The sequence below is a fragment of the Streptomyces thermoviolaceus genome (assembly GCF_045209695.1).
Classification (GTDB): Bacteria; Actinomycetota; Actinomycetes; order Streptomycetales; family Streptomycetaceae; genus Streptomyces; species Streptomyces thermoviolaceus.
The window spans coordinates 133,406-149,762 of record NZ_CP109280.1 but is presented as its reverse complement, the minus strand read 5'-3'; the positions used below and the strand labels follow the sequence as shown (position 1 = coordinate 149,762).

General features: G+C 74.9%; 10 protein-coding genes and 1 pseudogene. 2 read left to right on the top strand and 9 right to left on the bottom strand.

The features are described 5' to 3' along the window. Nucleotides 1-43: 43 nt before the first annotated feature. Nucleotides 44-862 (top strand): annotated as a pseudogene (locus OG899_RS00680) (glycoside hydrolase family 64 protein); the annotation flags it as partial. 533 nt (nt 863-1,395) lie between these two features. Here the strand turns inward: OG899_RS00680 and OG899_RS00675 are convergent. The 6 genes from OG899_RS00675 to OG899_RS00650 all read right to left on the bottom strand — a co-directional run bounded on the left by OG899_RS00675 (nt 1,396) and on the right by OG899_RS00650 (nt 7,900). Continuing rightward, the gene (locus OG899_RS00675) at nt 1,396-2,631 is read right to left on the bottom strand and encodes an MFS transporter (RefSeq protein WP_229814433.1); all 1,236 of its coding nucleotides are present in this window, start codon (nt 2,629-2,631) and stop codon (nt 1,396-1,398) included. 319 nt (nt 2,632-2,950) lie between these two features. Further along, complete coding sequence (locus OG899_RS00670; protein ID WP_229814432.1) at nt 2,951-3,487, bottom strand: hypothetical protein; 537 nt, start codon at nt 3,485-3,487, stop codon at nt 2,951-2,953. 480 nt (nt 3,488-3,967) lie between these two features. Next, a complete protein-coding gene (locus OG899_RS00665; RefSeq protein ID WP_229814443.1) occupies nt 3,968-5,224 on the bottom strand; it encodes an MFS transporter in 1,257 nt (418 codons plus the stop codon). 167 nt (nt 5,225-5,391) lie between these two features. Next, the gene (locus tag OG899_RS00660; protein ID WP_229814431.1) at nt 5,392-5,799 is read right to left on the bottom strand and encodes a MarR family winged helix-turn-helix transcriptional regulator; all 408 of its coding nucleotides are present in this window, start codon (nt 5,797-5,799) and stop codon (nt 5,392-5,394) included. Between the two features lie 221 nt (nt 5,800-6,020). After that, the gene (locus OG899_RS00655; RefSeq protein ID WP_406310858.1) at nt 6,021-7,475 is read right to left on the bottom strand and encodes an MFS transporter; all 1,455 of its coding nucleotides are present in this window, start codon (nt 7,473-7,475) and stop codon (nt 6,021-6,023) included. Beyond that, the gene (locus OG899_RS00650; RefSeq protein ID WP_125497302.1) at nt 7,472-7,900 is read right to left on the bottom strand and encodes a MarR family winged helix-turn-helix transcriptional regulator; all 429 of its coding nucleotides are present in this window, start codon (nt 7,898-7,900) and stop codon (nt 7,472-7,474) included. Before OG899_RS00650 ends, OG899_RS00655 begins: the two co-directional genes overlap by 4 nt. 332 nt (nt 7,901-8,232) lie before the next feature. Here OG899_RS00650 and OG899_RS00645 point away from each other — a divergent pair, with 332 nt between their 5' ends. Continuing rightward, nucleotides 8,233-10,947 (top strand): NACHT domain-containing protein, encoded by a 2,715-nt coding sequence (locus OG899_RS00645; protein ID WP_406310857.1) that lies wholly within the window; start codon nt 8,233-8,235, stop codon nt 10,945-10,947. A gap of 34 nt (nt 10,948-10,981) precedes the next feature. On the opposite strand, the gene OG899_RS00640 is transcribed toward OG899_RS00645, so the two are convergent. The 3 genes from OG899_RS00640 to OG899_RS00630 form a co-directional block, all read right to left on the bottom strand. Further along, nucleotides 10,982-13,255, bottom strand: a complete 2,274-nt coding sequence (locus tag OG899_RS00640) for a hypothetical protein (protein WP_406310856.1) — start codon at nt 13,253-13,255, stop codon at nt 10,982-10,984. Nucleotides 13,256-13,259: 4 nt separating this feature from the next. Then, nucleotides 13,260-15,056 (bottom strand): hypothetical protein, encoded by a 1,797-nt coding sequence (locus OG899_RS00635; protein ID WP_168132131.1) that lies wholly within the window; start codon nt 15,054-15,056, stop codon nt 13,260-13,262. 190 nt (nt 15,057-15,246) lie between these two features. Next, nucleotides 15,247-16,341: a TRAFAC clade GTPase domain-containing protein gene (locus tag OG899_RS00630; protein WP_229814429.1), complete on the bottom strand. Its 1,095-nt coding sequence runs from the start codon at nt 16,339-16,341 to the stop codon at nt 15,247-15,249. Nucleotides 16,342-16,357: the final 16 nt, after the last annotated feature.

Here is a 16,357-nt window from a genome sequence, read left to right as displayed (position 1 = left end):
CGCACGGGCCGACGGCCCGGCGGCGAGCGGCGGACTCATCACCGACGACTTCTGGGGCGACACCTCCGACATCCCGCCCGCGCAGAACGTGCTGCAGGTGAAGGTGCTCAACCGCACGAACGGTGCGTACCCCGACGACCAGGTGTACTGGACGTTCAACGGGGAGACGCACTCCATCGCGGAGCAGCCCTACCTCGACATGCCGGTGAACTCCTCGGGCCGCATGTACTTCCACCTCGGGTCCCCCGACGGCCCGTACTACGACTTCATCGAGTTCACCGTCGGCGACAACCGGTTCAACGGGAACACCACGCGGGTGGACGCCTACGGCCTGCCGCTCGCGATGCGTCTGCACACCAGGGACGGCTACGACGTGGAGGTGGGCGACAGCCGTCAGCTGTTCACCGAGGACCGCGCCACCACCTTCCAGCGTTTCGTCGACTCCGTGCCGGAGCCGTTCAAGGTGCTGGCCCAGTCGCAGGCGCCCTACCGGATCATCGCGCCGGCCGCTGACCCGAGCTTCCGCCCCGGCGGTGCCAACGCCGACTACTTCACGGCCTACGCCCAGTCCGTCGGCGTGAACGCGTCGACCGCCGACATCTTCAGCTGCGCCGGCTCGCTGGCCGGTGACGCCGAGCGGTGCGCGGCCCTGAACCGGCACGTGGCGACGCTGCCGGCGGACCAGCAGCACGACCCGGCGCAGTTCTACTCGGCCGAGCCGGCGAACCACTACGCCAAGTTCTGGCACGACAACGCCCTGAACGGCCTCGCCTACGGCTTCCCCTACGACGACGTGGCGGACCAGTCCTCCTACGTGTCGCACGACAACCCGGAGTGGCTGCTGGTCGCTGTCGGCTTCTGATGCCTTCCGGCCGTGCCCGGCTGCCGGTGCACGGCCATGGCGACGAGCGGGGCGAGCCCGGACGCATCCGTCCGGGCTCGCCCCGCTGCCGTGTGCCGGGAGACGCCCGGCGACGGCGGCCGGTCAGGTGTGCACACGCCCCGCCGGAGCCGGCCGTGCGCCGGTCACCACGTGTGTCACATGAGCGGCCTGCCGTCCCCCGCTGTGGTGCGGGAGGTGCACACGTGCGCCGCGTCGGCCGGGTGTCCAGTGCACACCTGGCCGCCAGGTGTGCCGAACGGTGAGCGGAGCACCGGGTACGCGCCCGGGCCGGGAAGCGGCTCTGCCGGAACACGCCGGTGACCAGGGCCGGCGCTTCCGCTCAGGGCGATGGCGCGGGGGCGGCGGCGACGGTGTGCCGGTCGCCGCAGGTGTGTCCGCGCACCCTGGGCGGCGCCGCATCCCGGGGCGCCGTCACCTGGACAAGAGTGCACCGGACGAAAGCGTGCCGCCGGCCCGCACCCGGGTGGTGCTTACCGACGGGCACGGGAAGCTCACACGGCCGGTGCCGTGGACCTGCGCTCCGTGAGCCAGCCCAGCAGGCCCAGGACGGGCAGCGCGGCACCGAGCACGGACAGGGCCGTCCAGCCGCCCGCGTGATAGGCGAAGGAGCCGAGCTGGGAGCCGAGGGCGCCGCCGATGAAGAAGACCGCGATGTAGGCGCTGTTGAGCCGGGAGCGGGCGGCGGCGTCGAGCCGGTAGATGGTGTGCTGGCCGACGATCATGCTGGTCTGCACGGCCATGTCCAGCAGTACGGCCGCCGCACCGAGCAGCAGCACGCTGTGCCGGCCGAATCCCCCCACCGCGAACGCGGCGGCGCCCACGGCGAACGCGGCCCCCGTGGCCGCCCGGCCCCAGCCGTGGTCGGCCCAGCGCCCGGCGAGCGGTGCGACGGCCGCGCCGGCCGCCCCGACCAGCGCGAACAGACCGATGCCCAGCTCCGAGTAGTGGTAGCCGGGGCCGGTCAGCAGATACGACACCGTGGTCCAGAAGGCGCTGAACGCGCCGAACATCGCCGCCTGGTACAGCGCCCGGCGGCGCAGCGCGGCGTGTTCCCGCAGCAGCCGCGCGGTGGAGGCCAGCAGTCTGCCGTAGGGGATGTCGGTGGTGGGGGCGCGCTCGGGCAGGGCGAGACGCAGCACCACGGCCAGAACGGCCATGAGCGCCGCGGAGGCCAGATACACCACCCGCCAGCCGGCGGCCTCGGCGACCAGGCTGCCCACGGTCCGCGACAGCAGGATGCCGACCAGCAGTCCGCTCATCACCCGCCCGACGATCCGGCCCCGCGCCTGCTCGGGTGCGAGGTCGGCCGCGAGCGGCACGAGTATCTGCGCCACCACCGAGGTCAGCCCGACCACCAGCGCCGCCCCCAGCAGCACGGGGAAGACCGGGGCGGTGGCGGACACCGCCAGCGCCGCCGTGGTCACGGCCAGCAGGACGGCGACCAGCCGGCGTTTGCCCATCCGGTCGCCGAGCGGGACCAGCAGCACCATGCCGGCCGCGTACCCCAGCTGGGTGATGGTGATCAGGGCTCCCGCGGTGACCGCGTCGATGCCGAAGGAGCCGCGCAGCGAGGACAGCAGGGGCTGCGCGTAGTACAGATTGGCGACGGTGAGGCCGCAGGCGGCCGCGAGCAGGCCGACCAGCCGGCCCGACGGGCCCCCACCGGGCGCCGTGTCGGCGCTGTCCAGCGCCGAGGAAGAGGTATCGGTGTCCTGGAAGTGCGTCACACCTGTCTATAAGCGCCCCGGACCCGTCACTCTTCCGGGTGTACGCAGTCCGTCCGCGATACGGACGGTTCCAGGCAGGCTCGCCGCGTCGGGTGTCCGGTTCTACCATGGCAACGCAGGCGCACGGGCGCTGCGGCCCGTGGCCGGACGCGAGCCCCCCGGCAGGGGCGCCGCCGGCCGGGGTCAGCACAGAAGCCCGGCCCGATTACGGCGGGCCGGGATTCCGTGTTCTGCGTCTGTCCGCGGTGCCCCGGCCCGATTACGGCGGGCCGGGGACACCGTGTCTCTCGTAGTGCGACGGCGAACTCGGCTGCTGCGATCAGTGGTCGTCCTTGCCGTGGTGGTGGTGGACGACGCGGAAGCTGGCGATGACGCCGTCCTTGACCTTGACGGAGTGGGACTTGCCGGGCTCGACGCCGTTGCTGGTGCTGTGCGGGCCGACGGTGGCGATGGGGGCGCCGTTGTCGCAGGTGGCGCCGCGGAACACCTCGACGGTCCTGCGGCTGTCGTTGCGGATGTTGAAGGTCTTCGACCCCAGTCCGCTGATGACGGTGACGCAGCCGCTCGGGTGAGCGGAGTAGGACCGCTCGTTGATGTGGATCCAGCCCTCGTCGTGGTGCTTGCGGTGCTTCTTGTGACCCTTGTCGTGGTCGTCGTGGTCCCTGCCCTCGTTGCCCTTGCTGTTGTTGTTGCTGTTGCCGTTGTCACCACCCAGGGGGGCCTGGACGGGCGCCTGCTGGGCGGCGGCAGCCGGGGCCGACTGGGGCGAGGGGGCGGCCGTCGCGTAGGTGATGCCGGTCGCGGTCAGTGCCGCGGCGGCCGCGATGCCCGCGGTGATCGCGTGGGAACGGGTCATGATCATGGCACTGTGTCTCCTGTCTCGAGTCGGAGAGCTCGGCTGTCGCAGCCGACGCGTGATGAACGTACTCACACCGCTTCGAAGCTGTCATTTCGGGCGAATCGGAAGGGCTGTCGGCGGGGGCCGATCGGGGGATGTGTGGGCCGGAACTGCCGTCGAGCGCTGATCTGATGAACCGTCAAAAATGTCTGTTCGCCGTGTGATTGACCGACAATTAGCCTGACAAGGTGATCTCCTGACATGCGTTCACCCCATGCACCGTCAGCTGGTGCAGAACCGACGGCGCGTCGCTGCTTGACATTCGTCGATCAAGGGGTCACGAGGCGGGTGGTCGAAGGGGATCGAGACGGGTGCGTGTGTGCCGGTGGCCGGGGCGGGCGGGGCGGTGCGCGCGTCCGCCGAGGGCGTGGGAGAGCTGCGGCGGGAGAAGTGCGGAGGAGATGGGCGCGGGCCCCCGGGGCGCCCGGGAGTCCCTCCTCAGGGGCCGGCCGGTGCGTCGGTCCGCGCGGCGGGGGACCGGCCGGGGGACCGGCGCAGGTCCGCGGTGGTGGCGCCCACCAGCGCCACCGCGCCGAGGCAGAGCAGGCCACCGGTCACCAGGGCCACGGCCGTGGAGGTGGTGTCGGCGACGAGCCCGGCGCGCAGGTTGCCGAGGTCGGGACCGGCCCGCCCGACGATCTGGTCGGCGGCGCCGACCCGGCCCAGCAGGTCGTCGGGGGTGTGCGTCTGGACGAGGGCGCCGCGGGAGACGACCGAGACGGTGTCCGCGGCGCCGGCGAGGACGAGGCAGGCCAGCGACGTCCACCGGCCGGAGGTCAGGCCGAACAGCACCATGGCGGCGCCCCAGACGGCGGCCCCCGTGAGCATGGCCGTGCCCGGGCGGGCGCGTCGCGTGAAGGTGCCCGACAGTGCCGACGCGGCCACACCGCCGACGGCGAGGGAGGTGAGGAACAGGCCGAGCGTGCGCGGATCGCCGCCGAACCGCTCCGCGTTGACCACGGGGAACAGGCCGACCGGCATGGTCAGGACGGTGGCGGCCAGGTCGGTCAGCAGCGCTCCGCGGATCACCGGTGTCCGCACCAGGAACGCAAGGCCGTCGCGCACTCCGCGCAGGCCGGGGCGTGCGGGCTCCTGCCCGGGCTGCATACGCGGCAGGCCGCGCAGGCCGTACAGGGCCGCGGCGAACGTGACGGCGTCGATCAGGTAGCAACCGCCGGCCCCCAGCCACCCGCAGATCAGCCCGCCGAGGGCGGGTCCGGCCAGCATCGAGCCCTGGAAGGAGACTTGTTGCAGGGCGAGTCCGGCCGCCCGCTGATCCGGGGGCAACAGGCGCGGGACGAGGGTGCGCAGGACCGGCCCGCCGGCGGCGACGAAGCAGGACTGGACGAAGACCAGCACGAGCACTCCGGCGGCGGGCAGCGGCAGCACCGACGCCTGCACGGCGAGCAGCAGCACGCACCCGGCCTGCCCGGCGGTGGTGACGAGCGCGAGTCGCCGCCGCTCCGCACGGTCCGCGAGCACCCCGGCGAACAGCCCGAGCACGACGAGCGGCACCGCCTGCGCCAGGCCGACCGCGCCGGCCCACACGGGGCTTCCGGTGCTCTCCCACACCTGGAACGTCACGGCCACCAGGGTCAGCCGGCCGCCCACCCCCGACAGGGACGTCCCGATCCACAGCCGCCGGAACACCGGCGACGACCGCAGCGGTGTCACGTCGAGCAGGGCGTTGCGCAGCCGGACGCCCTTCGGCCAGGTGCTTTCCGGCTCCGTCCGTCGTGCGTCCTTCGGCCGGGCGCTCTCCGGCCGGGTGTCCGTCGGCCGTACGCCTTCCGGCCGGGTGCCCGTCGGTTGGGCGTCCGTGCGCTCGCCTCCGTCCGGGGCGCCGGGCCCGGTCTGCCCGTTCACTGCCATGTCTGATCGTGCGCCAGCTTCTCGGCGATCCGGTCGTGGAAGCTCTTGCGTGCGAGTGCCTGCTCGATGTCGGCGACGACCCGGGTCAGCGGGTAGGGGAGTTCCGCCTCGAGGTCGGCCAGGGCCGCCTCGGTCGCCCGCCACTCCGCCGCCAGCCGTCCGGCCACCCGGCGGGCCTTGTCGGTGAGCCGCACCTGCTTGGTGCGTGCGTCGTCACCGGGGACGGTCTCCACCCAGCCGGCCGCGCGTATCGCCGCCACCTTCTGACTGAGGGCCGAGTGCGTGCGCTGGACCGACTCGGCCAGTTCCCGGATGGTCATGGGGCCGCGGGCGTGCAAGCGCAGCAGCTCCATGACCCAGCTGGGTTTGAGGCCCTCGATCTGCCGCTCGGCGTACAAGCCGGGCGATGTCGGCGTCCATGGCCGCCTGGAGCAGCCGCAGCGGCCGCCAGAGGCTCTCCTGCGTGGGGTCGGCGGCTCCGGTGCGATCGGGTCGATCCGGTTGATCGATGAGATCGGGGTGATCCTGGCGATCGGTCATCCCGAAATCGTAACAGCACTTGTACAAGTGCTTGTACAAGCACTGTCACGAATGCCCGGGTTCGGCAGGCGCGGGGCGTTCAGCGGCGGCGGTGTGCGGTCCTGCTCCGCAGAGCGGGGTCCGCGACGGTCAGCAGGATCAGGCCCACGCCCAGTACGGCGGTGACGGCGGCCAGGCGGTGCAGGCCGGCGGCGGTGATGGCGCCGAGATACTGCGAGGTCCGCTGCAGGCCGGCCGCGGCGCCCATGCCGCCGTGGGGCGCCTGGGCGTAGACGGCGGCCTGGTTGCCGGTGGACGCCAGTCCCTGCGGCAGCCCGAACAGCACGGCGGCCGGCAGCAGCACGGCCATCGGGGTGCGGTGACCGGTGAGCAGCAGCAGCCCGCTGCCCGCGGCGAGCAGCACGGCGGCCACGGTCAGCGGCGCCCGTACGCCCTTCGTCCGCGCCCCCAGCAGCGAGCAGACGGCCGCCGCCACCGACATCGGCAGCATCACGAGTCCCGCGGTGAAGGACGACAGGCCGTGCGCGTCCTCCAGCCACTGCGCATAGCCGTACATCACGCAGTAGATGACCAGGTAGGTCATGCCGTGCCGGAGATACGTGGTCGCGAGCGCGCGGTTGCGCATCAGCATGCGCACGTCGATGAAGGGGGCTCGGCGGTGCCGTTCCCACCACACCAGTGCCCCGCCCAGGACGGCGGCCGGCGGCAGCAGCCACCACTCGGGCCGGTCCAGGTGCATCAGGAACAGCATCAGCGTCACCAGGGTCGCGGTGAACAGCACGAGGCCCAGCGGGTCGAGCGACGCGGCCCGGCTCGTCCGGTGTTCCCCGTGCCCGTCCGTGCTCCTCGCCGTCTCCCGGTGCGCGTCGTCGCCGTCGTGCCTCCGGTCGTCGGCCGGCAGCCACCGCACCGCCAGGACCAGCGCGGCCGACGCCAGGGGGACGTTCACCGCGAAGATGGCCCGCCAGCCCAGGGTGGACGACAGCAGTCCGCCGAGCACCGGCCCGACCGCCGCGCTGGACAGCCCGGCCAGCGACAGCAGGCCGAGCACGGGACGCGGAGTCTCCCGTCCCAGACGCCGGGACTCCGCCCGCAGCAGCGCCATCGCCGCCGGATACGCGGCCGAGGTGCCGAGGCCCAGCAGCACCCGGGAGACGATCAGCCAGCCCAGGGACGGCAGGAGCGTGCCGACCAGGCCCGCCGCGCAGACCAGCACCAGCCCGGCCAGGAAGACCCGTCGCGGCCCGAACAGATCGACCATCCGTCCCATGGCGGGCTGGCCGACGGCGCTCGCCAGATACAGACAGGCCACCAGCCACGCCGTCTGCGCCGCGCCGACGTGCAGATCGGCACCGATGGACGCCAGCGCGGTGGCGATCATCGTGGAGTTGACCGGATTGAGGACCGAACCGAGCAGCAACGGGGTGATCAGTCGCGGCCCGAACCCGTCCTCGCGCGCGGCACCGGCCGGCGCCCGCCCGCGCCGCGGCGCCCCGGCGGGTGTGACGGAGGAGGCGGAACCGGTCCGGGTCACGACTGCACCAGCCGCTTCATCAGCTCGACCGCCTGCGCCAGAACACGCTGCTCGTCGGTGTCCAGCCGGGTCGCGATGGCGTCCGCCAGCCAGGTCTCCTTGGCCTGCCGCAGCTCCGTCAGCCGCCGTCGCCCGGACTCGGTGAGCGAGAAGACGACCTGACGGCCGTCGGTCGGATGCGGGCTGCGCTCGACCAGGCCGGACTCCTCCAGCGCGGCCAGGGTCACCCGCATCGACTGCGGGCGCACCTGCTCGGCGCGGGCGAGCGCCGCGGTCGTGGCGGGACCGTCGTGCAGACGGCCCAGCACGATGCGCTGCGACGGAGACAGGGAGCCCTGCGGGGAGGCGGCCCGCATCCGGCGGTTGAGCTGGGACACCACGGCCATCAGCTCCTCCGCCGACCGTGAACGATCGGGTGTGTCCATGCCTCCAGCCTAGGAGTTCGACAGGAAAACTGCCAAGTTTGCCTGTCGATTCTGCCTCGGCAAGGACAGTCGGCCGAGACGGCCGGACCGGCCGGTGTGCCGGTCGTGCCCGCCGGTGTGCCGGTCGTCCCGGCCCGGAGAGCCGGTGAGCCGGTCGGGTCGATCGGTGACCCCGCCGTGCCGACCGGTGCCCTCGTCGGGCCGGCCGCCGGGACCGGGCCCCGTCCGCCCGGAGAACGCGCACGGCCCGCGGTGTCCGTGTCCGCCGAACGGGGAACCAACGGGGCGTCAGCTCAGTACAGTGGGGCCGGTCGGCACGGGGGGCTCGGGGTATGAGCGATCGGGACGCGGGCGGTGCGCAGCCGTCCATCAGCAACACCGTCGTCAACAGCACGGCGGATCATCTGATCCAGGTCGGGGTGCTGCACGGCGACCTGAACCTGACGCTGCGTGCGCCGGAGCCGGAGGACCCGCAGGCGGCCGCCGAACGGCGGCTGGCGCTCAGCCTGCTCGGCCAGTGGCGGGCCGAGGCGGACGCCTGGCGGATGGCCCGTCCGGCGCCGCTGCCGGTGCGGTGGACGCCGAGCGCTCGGGTGCCCTCGACGGGGCAGTCCCTGTGGGCGGACACCGGCAGCTCCCTGGCGGACACCTTCCTCGGCCTGCCGCATCGCCGGCTCGTGGTCCTCGGCAGCGGCGGCTCCGGCAAGACGGTCCTCGCCGTGCTGCTCACCCTGGACCTCCTCGCCCGCAAACTCGGCATCGCGTCACGGCAGGGCCACGGCACCGAGCCGCGGAACCCGGCGCAGCCGGACACGCCCGTTCCGCTGCTGCTGTCCTTGGAGTCCTGGGACACCCGGCGGCTGTCGCTGGCCGCCTGGCTGGAGGAGAGGCTGCGGCTCGACCACCCCGGGCTGCCGTTCGTCGACGGAGAACACCCGGCCGGGCTGCTGGTGCGGCGGCGTCGGGTGCTGCCGGTCCTGGACGGACTGGACGAACTGCCCGCACCACGCCGCGCGGAGGTCCTCGACGCCCTGGCCGAGGGGCTCGGCACGGACGGCGACGCCGTGCTCGTCTCCCGCACCGACGCCTACGAGGCACTGAGCGCGTCCGGCCACGCCCTGGAGAACGCCACGGTGATCGAGTCGCTGCCGCTGCGGCCCCGGGACGTGGCCCGCTACCTGGATCAGGTGGCCCGGCACACGGGCCGCGCGGACGCCTGGGCACCGCTGGTCCGTGCGCTGACCGACGAGCCGTCCGGGCCCCTGGCCCAGGCGCTGAGCAGCCCACTGATGGTGTGGCTGGTCCGGCAGACGTACGCCGCCGCCCCCGCCGACCCGCGCGAACTGGTGGACGGCCGTTTCCCCGACCGCAGATCCGTCGAGACGCATCTGCTGGACCGGATCGTGCCCGCGGCGTTCCCCCGCCTGCCTCCCGACGACGGCCGGCTGCACCCGCCGCGCCCCTGGGACCCGCAGCGGGCCAGGGTCTGGCTGGCCTTCCTGGCCCGGCAGCTGAGCCGCCGAGGCGAGTCCGAACTGGCCTGGTGGCGCCTGTCGCAGGCGCCGCTGCCGCGCCTGCTGGCGCTGCCCGCGCTGATCGCCGCCGGCATCGTCGTGTCCCTGCTGATCGACCTGGTGTCGGCCGGATACGCGGCCGACAGCCTTCTCGGGGAGATGAGCGTGCGGTCGACGGTGCTGGGCGGGGTCGTCTACGCGACCGTGGCCCGATGGGCGGCCGAACACTACTTCGGCCACCGGCTCGCCCAGCCGCGCCGCACCGCCAACCCGCTGCTGTTCATCGCGGCGCTGCGCGCCGCCGAACGGCACTCCCGCGTCGGCCCGCTGGCCCGTCTGGCCGTGCTCAACGGCGTCCCGGCGGTGGCCGTGCTGCTGCTGGCGCTGTACGCGTTCGGCGGCCACGATGCCGTGCTGGTGCTGCTGGCGGTGGGCATGCTGCTGCCCGCCGTCATGATGGTGGTGGTCGCCGCTCCCGCCGACGCCCTGGACGCGGCCACCCCCACGGAGCTGCTGCGCGGCGAACGGTCGGCGCTGCTGGCCACCGTCACCCTGGTGGCCCCGCTCATCGGCCTGGGGACCGCGGCGTTCTACGAGCTGAGCGGCGGGGACGGCCTGTGGCCGGGTTTCATCGCCTGGCTGGGGGCGTCGGCGGCCCTGTTCCTGGTCAGCCCGTCGAGCCGCTGGCTGCTGGCCAAGGCGACGCTCGCGACGACCGGACGGGTGCCGTGGTCGCTGATGACGTTCCTGGAGGACGCCCGCACGGCCGGTCTGCTGCAGCGCTCCGGCGGCACCTACCGGTTCCGCAACCGCCGGCTCCAGGACCACCTCGCGGGCCGCTCGCCCTCTGCCGTGGACGAGGGCCGTCCGCCGCAGCCGGCTCCGGCCGCCGCCCGTGCGCAGACCTCCGGCGGGCGAGGGCGGCCACAGAGCGCGGACGGCACGGACCGCAGAAGCGGTGAGACGGTCCTGAGCACCCGTCAGGAGCCCTCGGTCTTCCGCGGCATGCACGTCGAGCGCACCGCCGACCGCTTCCTGGTGCGGGGCCGCTCACGGCGGGTGCCCATGGCCCACTGGCCGGTGATCGCCAGCCTGACCGTGATGACCGCCGTCCGGTTCTCCGTGACCGGGCAGTGGCGCGAAGCCACCGGCTGGGTCTCCCTGCTGTTCTTCCCCGTCCTCGGGATCCTGCTCTGCCTGCTGGGCCTGGCGATGCCGAGCCGGCGGTGGGAGCTCGAACTCACCCGTCAGGCCGTGCGCGGCCGCTTCGGACGGTTGCACGCCCACTACGCCTGGACGGACGTGACACAGATCGCGGTACGCCGGGTCTCCCTGCACGGCCTGCAGACCCCCACCTACTCCCTGCAGGTGCGCCTGCGCGACGGGGCGCCGGTGCCCGGCCGCCGTCTCCGGCTGGGCGGCGGCTGGTACCACGTGCTGGCGCTGGGGCTGACGGACGACGTGGACCCGCAGCTCGCCGCCGCCCTCGCCGACTTCGCCCAAGAGCGCTGGCGGCCCGCCGGCACCGGCTGAGCCCCCGCCGCACCCCGTCCCCGCGGCGGCCGGCTCAGCACAGCGACTGCGTCCGGCCGGCCCCGTCGACCAGTCCCAGACAGCGGGCGGTGACCGTGTGCCCGTCCTCGCTGGCGGCGACCGCGTAGGCCACCGGAACACGTCCGGTGGACGGCACCCCGGTCAGACGCCAGCGGATCACCGTCGAGCTCCGCGCCGGCAGGACGCGGGGCGGAGGATCCACCAGGCCGGCGCGCACGCCCTCGGGGAGCGTGAGCGGCTGGACGTCGAGGGCGAGGTCGCGGCCGGTGGTGTTCTCGACGCGCAGCCGGCCCCGGTCCTCCGGGTGCAGCCGCAGCGCGTCGGAGGTGGTCCACCGGACGTGGACCTCGCGCAGCCGCAACTGCTCCTCGTAGGCCGTGTCCGTGGCAAAACCGCCCAGGCCGATCCGGAGGGCGTCGAGCGGGCCGGCGCTGTCGGGGATGGGGACGTCCCAGCCGTACGCCTCGGGGAAGAAGCCGTCGCCGACGCGCCGTGTGCGCTCCTCCGGGGAGACGGGAGGGTGGTAGACACGGCTGCCGCGCTGCGCGGTGAGAGAGCCGGGCGACCACAGCAGCGACCCGTGCGGCGCCGGCACACTGTCCGGCACGAAGTCGTAGGAGACCTCGCTCAGGGGCAGCGGAAGGCCGAGATCGATGCGCAGCCAGTTGTCCGGACCGGGCGCGCCCTCGACGGACCAGTACCCGTCGTGTCCGGGCAGGACCGACGACGGCGGATGTCCGGGAGCGGAATGACTGGCCATCAGCCGGGGCCAGTCCCGCGTGGTGGTGGCGAGGATGTCCACCTGGTGCACGGTGGCGGTCAACGGGTGACGCCAGGCGTCGTAGGCGCCGGCGGCGCCGAACAGCGCGTGCGGCGGCAGCACGCGTGCCTCCAGCGCCACCAGGAGCATCGGCAGCACCAGTGCGCCGCCGGCGTGCACGCTCAGCAGCACCCCGCGGCCGAGCCGGTGCCGCCACCCGGCAGGCCGGCCGGGCTCACGGGCGGGCACGGGAGCGGTCAGATGCCCGTCCGGCGCCGGCCCCCGGTCGGCCCCGGCCAGCCACCGCACCGTGCCGGCCAGGCCCGCCGCGTCGTCCGCACCGCCGACGCACCGCACCCGGGCACCGCTCGCCTCGACGGCCCGCAGCAGATGGCCGCCCCCGTCCTGCGCGAGCCGTCGGCGCACGGCGCTGTCCTCGCCGGGCGGCGCCGACGGGTACAGCAGGGCCGCACGCCGCGGTCGGCGGCGGGCGGGCAGGGCCGCCAGCGCGTTCAGGACCCGCTGCACGGCCCGGACGTCGGCGTGGTGGACGGCTGGATCCCCCACCACGAGCAGCAGCCCGTCGGCATGGCGCAGCACGTCCAGACGGCCCACGGCCTCCTGGCTGTCGTAGGCGTCGTGCGGCGGGGCGAAGAGCAGCAGGGGCCGGTCCGTGCCCCGCACCAGCGGCGGCTGGGCGTCGTCCGGCGCGCCCAGGGCGGTCAGCACCCGCCGGTGCACCGCCTCCCGTACGCCGTCCGCACCACCGGCCACGACCACCACCCGCGCCCTGTCGTACCCGGCGGGCACGGCGCGCGAGCAGGACGGGCAGCACACCGTCCCGTGCCTCGGCCGGCCCACGGCCGGCAGGCGCGCGCCGCACCGGCAGCGGTGGACGAGGGCGCCGTGGCGGCCGGGCAGCAGACGGCGGTGCCGGGCGCCACAGGACGGGCAGAGCACCACCGGACGGCGGACGGTACGGCCGCAGTCGGGATACGGGCACGGCGCCGGCCGCCGGAACAGGGCCTGCTCCACCCGTGCCACGGTCGCCCACAGCGCCCACCACGGCACCCACACCGCGCAGCCCAGCCCCCACACCAGCAGCGCGGACAGCACCGGGACCAGGCACAGCGCCGCCGTGACCAGGATGACGACGACCAGGGAGGCGACCAGCACCGGATACAGCACCACGCCCGCCGGGCCGAGGCCGTCGCGCCTGTCCGTGGCACCGTTCGCCCGGCGCAGCCGGCCGATCAGGAACCGCTCCGGCTCCTCCAGCAGCCGGCTCTGCTCGGCCAGCGTCTCGCGCCAGGCGGAGGCGAGGTCACGCGGCGCGGTGACCACCGCGTACACGGGACGGGCCGGTTCGCCGCCCGGGGCCCGGGCGGCCGGTGCCGCACCGAAGACCCGCCACACCCCTCGCGCACCGGCCGCCAGCATGCGGGGCAGGGTGACCGCCAGGCTGTACCCGGCGACCGTCACCGACAACAGGGCGGCCTGCAGGAGCGCAACGACGGGGTTGCCCACGGCCTCACTCCTTCCCGCGTGCCCCGCCGCGCCGCCACGGCAGGCGCGAGGCCCGCTGCGGCACGTCGGCGCACGCCAGTTCGCGCACCGCGTCGTACGTCTCGGTCTCCGTCAGCAGGCCCGCCCGGTACAGGCGCAGGACGCGCCGGGCGGCGCGGGCGGGGTCCGGTCCGGCGGCACGGCGCAGCACGTGCAGGGCCGTGCGCGGGGCGGCCGCGAGCGGGTCCGCCTCCCGCCGCGTGTCGCCGTCCTCGCGCAACGGATCGAGCCCCTCGTCCGCGAGGAAGGCGCACAGCTGCGCGTCGAGCGCGGCGGCCCGCAGGTCCGGCGAGTCCTCCAGGGCGGCCAGCAGACCGGCGACAACAGCCCCCCGGTACGGCTCGGGCAGCGCGTCGAGCGCGGCCCGCACGTCACCGAGGGGAGCCGGTGCCCCGTGGCCGGCGGGCCGGAGCAGGTGCCGGGCCGCAGCGTCCCGCACCGCCTCGGGACGCACCCGCACGTCCGGCAGCCGCAAGCCCGTCAACGCCCGGACGAACCCGGTCAGCCGTCCGTCCTTCCCGCCCGGCTCGCCGTCGCCGGGCGCGGCGGACGTGACGGCTCCGTCCGCCAGGGCCGCCTCGACCTCCTGCCGCACCTGCTCCCGCACCGCCGGGGCGAGCGAGGCGAGCCGCACGGCGACCGGCAGACCGAACGGGACGGCGCGGCCGGCCAGCCGTCGCTGCGCGGACTCCGGCAGCGTGCGGCCCGCCGCCGCGAAACGGTCCAGCCAGGACGGCACCTCACCACCGGCACGGCAGTCGGCATCGTCTGCGGTGCCGTCCGGGCCGGCCGGACGGTCCTCCGGTTCCCGCGCAGGGCCGGCGTCGAGCAGCGCGCAGGCGGCCCGCAGCCCGCGCACCCCCTCCGCGGCGGCCTCGGCCGAGGTCCCGTCGCGGGGCGCCGCCTCCCACAGGTCGGCGGCCGTGTCCAGCGCGTCGAGGTCGCCGTCCGCCCAGGCCCGGGCGAGGAAGCGGGCAGCGGGACACGCCGGCGCGACGGCGGCAGGCGGGAGACCGCCGGCCCGGGCGGTGCCACAGGCCGGGCCGAGGGGCAGGACGGGGCCGCGGGCACGGCCGGCGGTCTGCGGCAGGGTGCCGGCCAGGTGCCGCCGCTCGTCCTGGGGGCGGGCCGTGTACGTCGTGAACGTCAGACGGGCGGCGAGCCCGGCGGGCAGGGCGTAGCAGACGGCGGTGATCCAGTCGAGGACCCGCGACGGGTCCTCGGAGACCAGGGTGACGCCGGGGCCCTCCCCGGCCAGCGCCCGCAGCGTCTCGGCCAGCAGCCGCTCCAGCAGCCGTGCGCCGGGCTCGCCCGAGACCTGCAGCAGGCGGCTCACCCGGTCCGGTCCGACGGTCCGGCCGGGCTCGAGCCGGGCGAGGTCGGGCAGGTCGTGGCCGTCGTCGGCGGCGGGCACGGCGGCCCAGTGGGGACTGTCCCACAGGTCGACGGGGCGCAGCCCGGTCAGCTCGGCGGGGGCGGCGACCAGGACATGGCAGAAGCGGTTGCCGGAACGGCCGCTGTAGTCCCGCCCGGTGAACCGGGTCAGGGTCCACACCGCCCGGTCCTCGGTGGGCCGGTCGTAGGCGAGGACGGCGGGGAAGTCGCCGGGCCCCTCGGCGCCGGGCGGTGCGGTGCCGGCGGTCAGCGGGCGCAGCATCTCCAGGGCGGGCCGGGCCGCCGGGGAGACGGCAGTGAACCGGAACCCGCCGTACCGGCCGCTGACGCCCGGCGGGGCCGAGGTGTAGTGGGCCTGTCCGGCCATACCGCTGCGTCCTTTCTCCTCTGTGCCGTCTCTTCTGTGCCGTCTCCTCCGGGCCGTGGACCGGGCCTGTGCCGTGGGGCGGGCCTGTGCCGTGGGCTCGGGCCGTCCGGCCGCGGTGCCGTCCGCAGCAGGGGCGTCGGGCGCCGGTCGCCGCGGCAGCGGACCGACATGCAGTGTGTCCGGGCGGCCTTCACCCCCGGTCCAAGGCCCCGAACCGGTGCAGCAGCCACAGCAGCGGGTCCTCCACGCGGTGCGGTCGCACCAGACCGCCGTGGCCGAGGGCGCCGCCCGCCTGCGGCGCGGTGCCGAGCGTGGACACCGCGAACAACTGGTGATCGGCGCACAGCTGCTCCAGCCGCAGGGCGAGCTGGTCCTCCTGCCAACGCCGCAACAGCGCCCGCAGCTCGGTGTGGACCGCGAGACGGTCCTCCGCGTCGAACACCGGACCGGGCCGCCGGGTGCGGTGCAGCGCCGAGGTGTCCGGCAGGTGCGGCCACAGCAGATCGGCCTTGGTCACCGCGACCGCCACCGGAAGACGCAGCCGGTCCGCGCCGCCGATGCCGTGGACGCTGCGCAGATGGTTCAGGACCCGGACCAGCACCTCGCCCGAGCGGCCGGGGGCACCGCCCGGGCCGTGCACCGGGGCGCCCGGCAGGTCCAGCGGATCCACCAGGACGATCACCGCATCGGCGGCGGCGAGATAGCGCAGCTCGGTCTCCAGCCGCTCCTGGGAGGCGAAGTGCTCGCCCGCGGTGTCGAGGAACACCAGCGTCAGCACCTCGTCCCGGCGCCGCCCCCAGCGGCCGCGCCGGGTCCGGGACAGCCGGTGGACCAGGGGCCGCCCGCCGTCGTGCTCGGCGGTCTTGGGCACGGTGCGCTGCGCCCCGTACAGATGCCGCTCGTAGCGTTCGTGGTAGTCCGCCATGGTGTCGTCGTCGCAGGGCACCAGGGCGGCGCCCAGCTCGGCGCCCAGGGTGTGCAGCAACTCGTGCACCAGGACCCCGATGTAGGTGCTCTTGCCCGACCCGACCGGTCCGGCCAGCGCGACGAACCGGCCCGGCGTGCGCAGATACCCCTCGGGCAGGCGGTCGCCGCACACGGTGCAGCACACCCGGGTCGTGGCGCGGCCGCAGCCGGCGCACACCGCGGTGGCGGCGAGCGGGTCGGCCCGGGACAGGCCGCGGCCGTCGCAGCCCGGAGTCGGGCATCGAAAGGCGAGCCGGTCACGGCCGATGCGCCGGAAACAGTGCGGGCACACCCAGGTGCGCCGCCCGGGCCGTCTCACCGCATCGCCCTCCCTT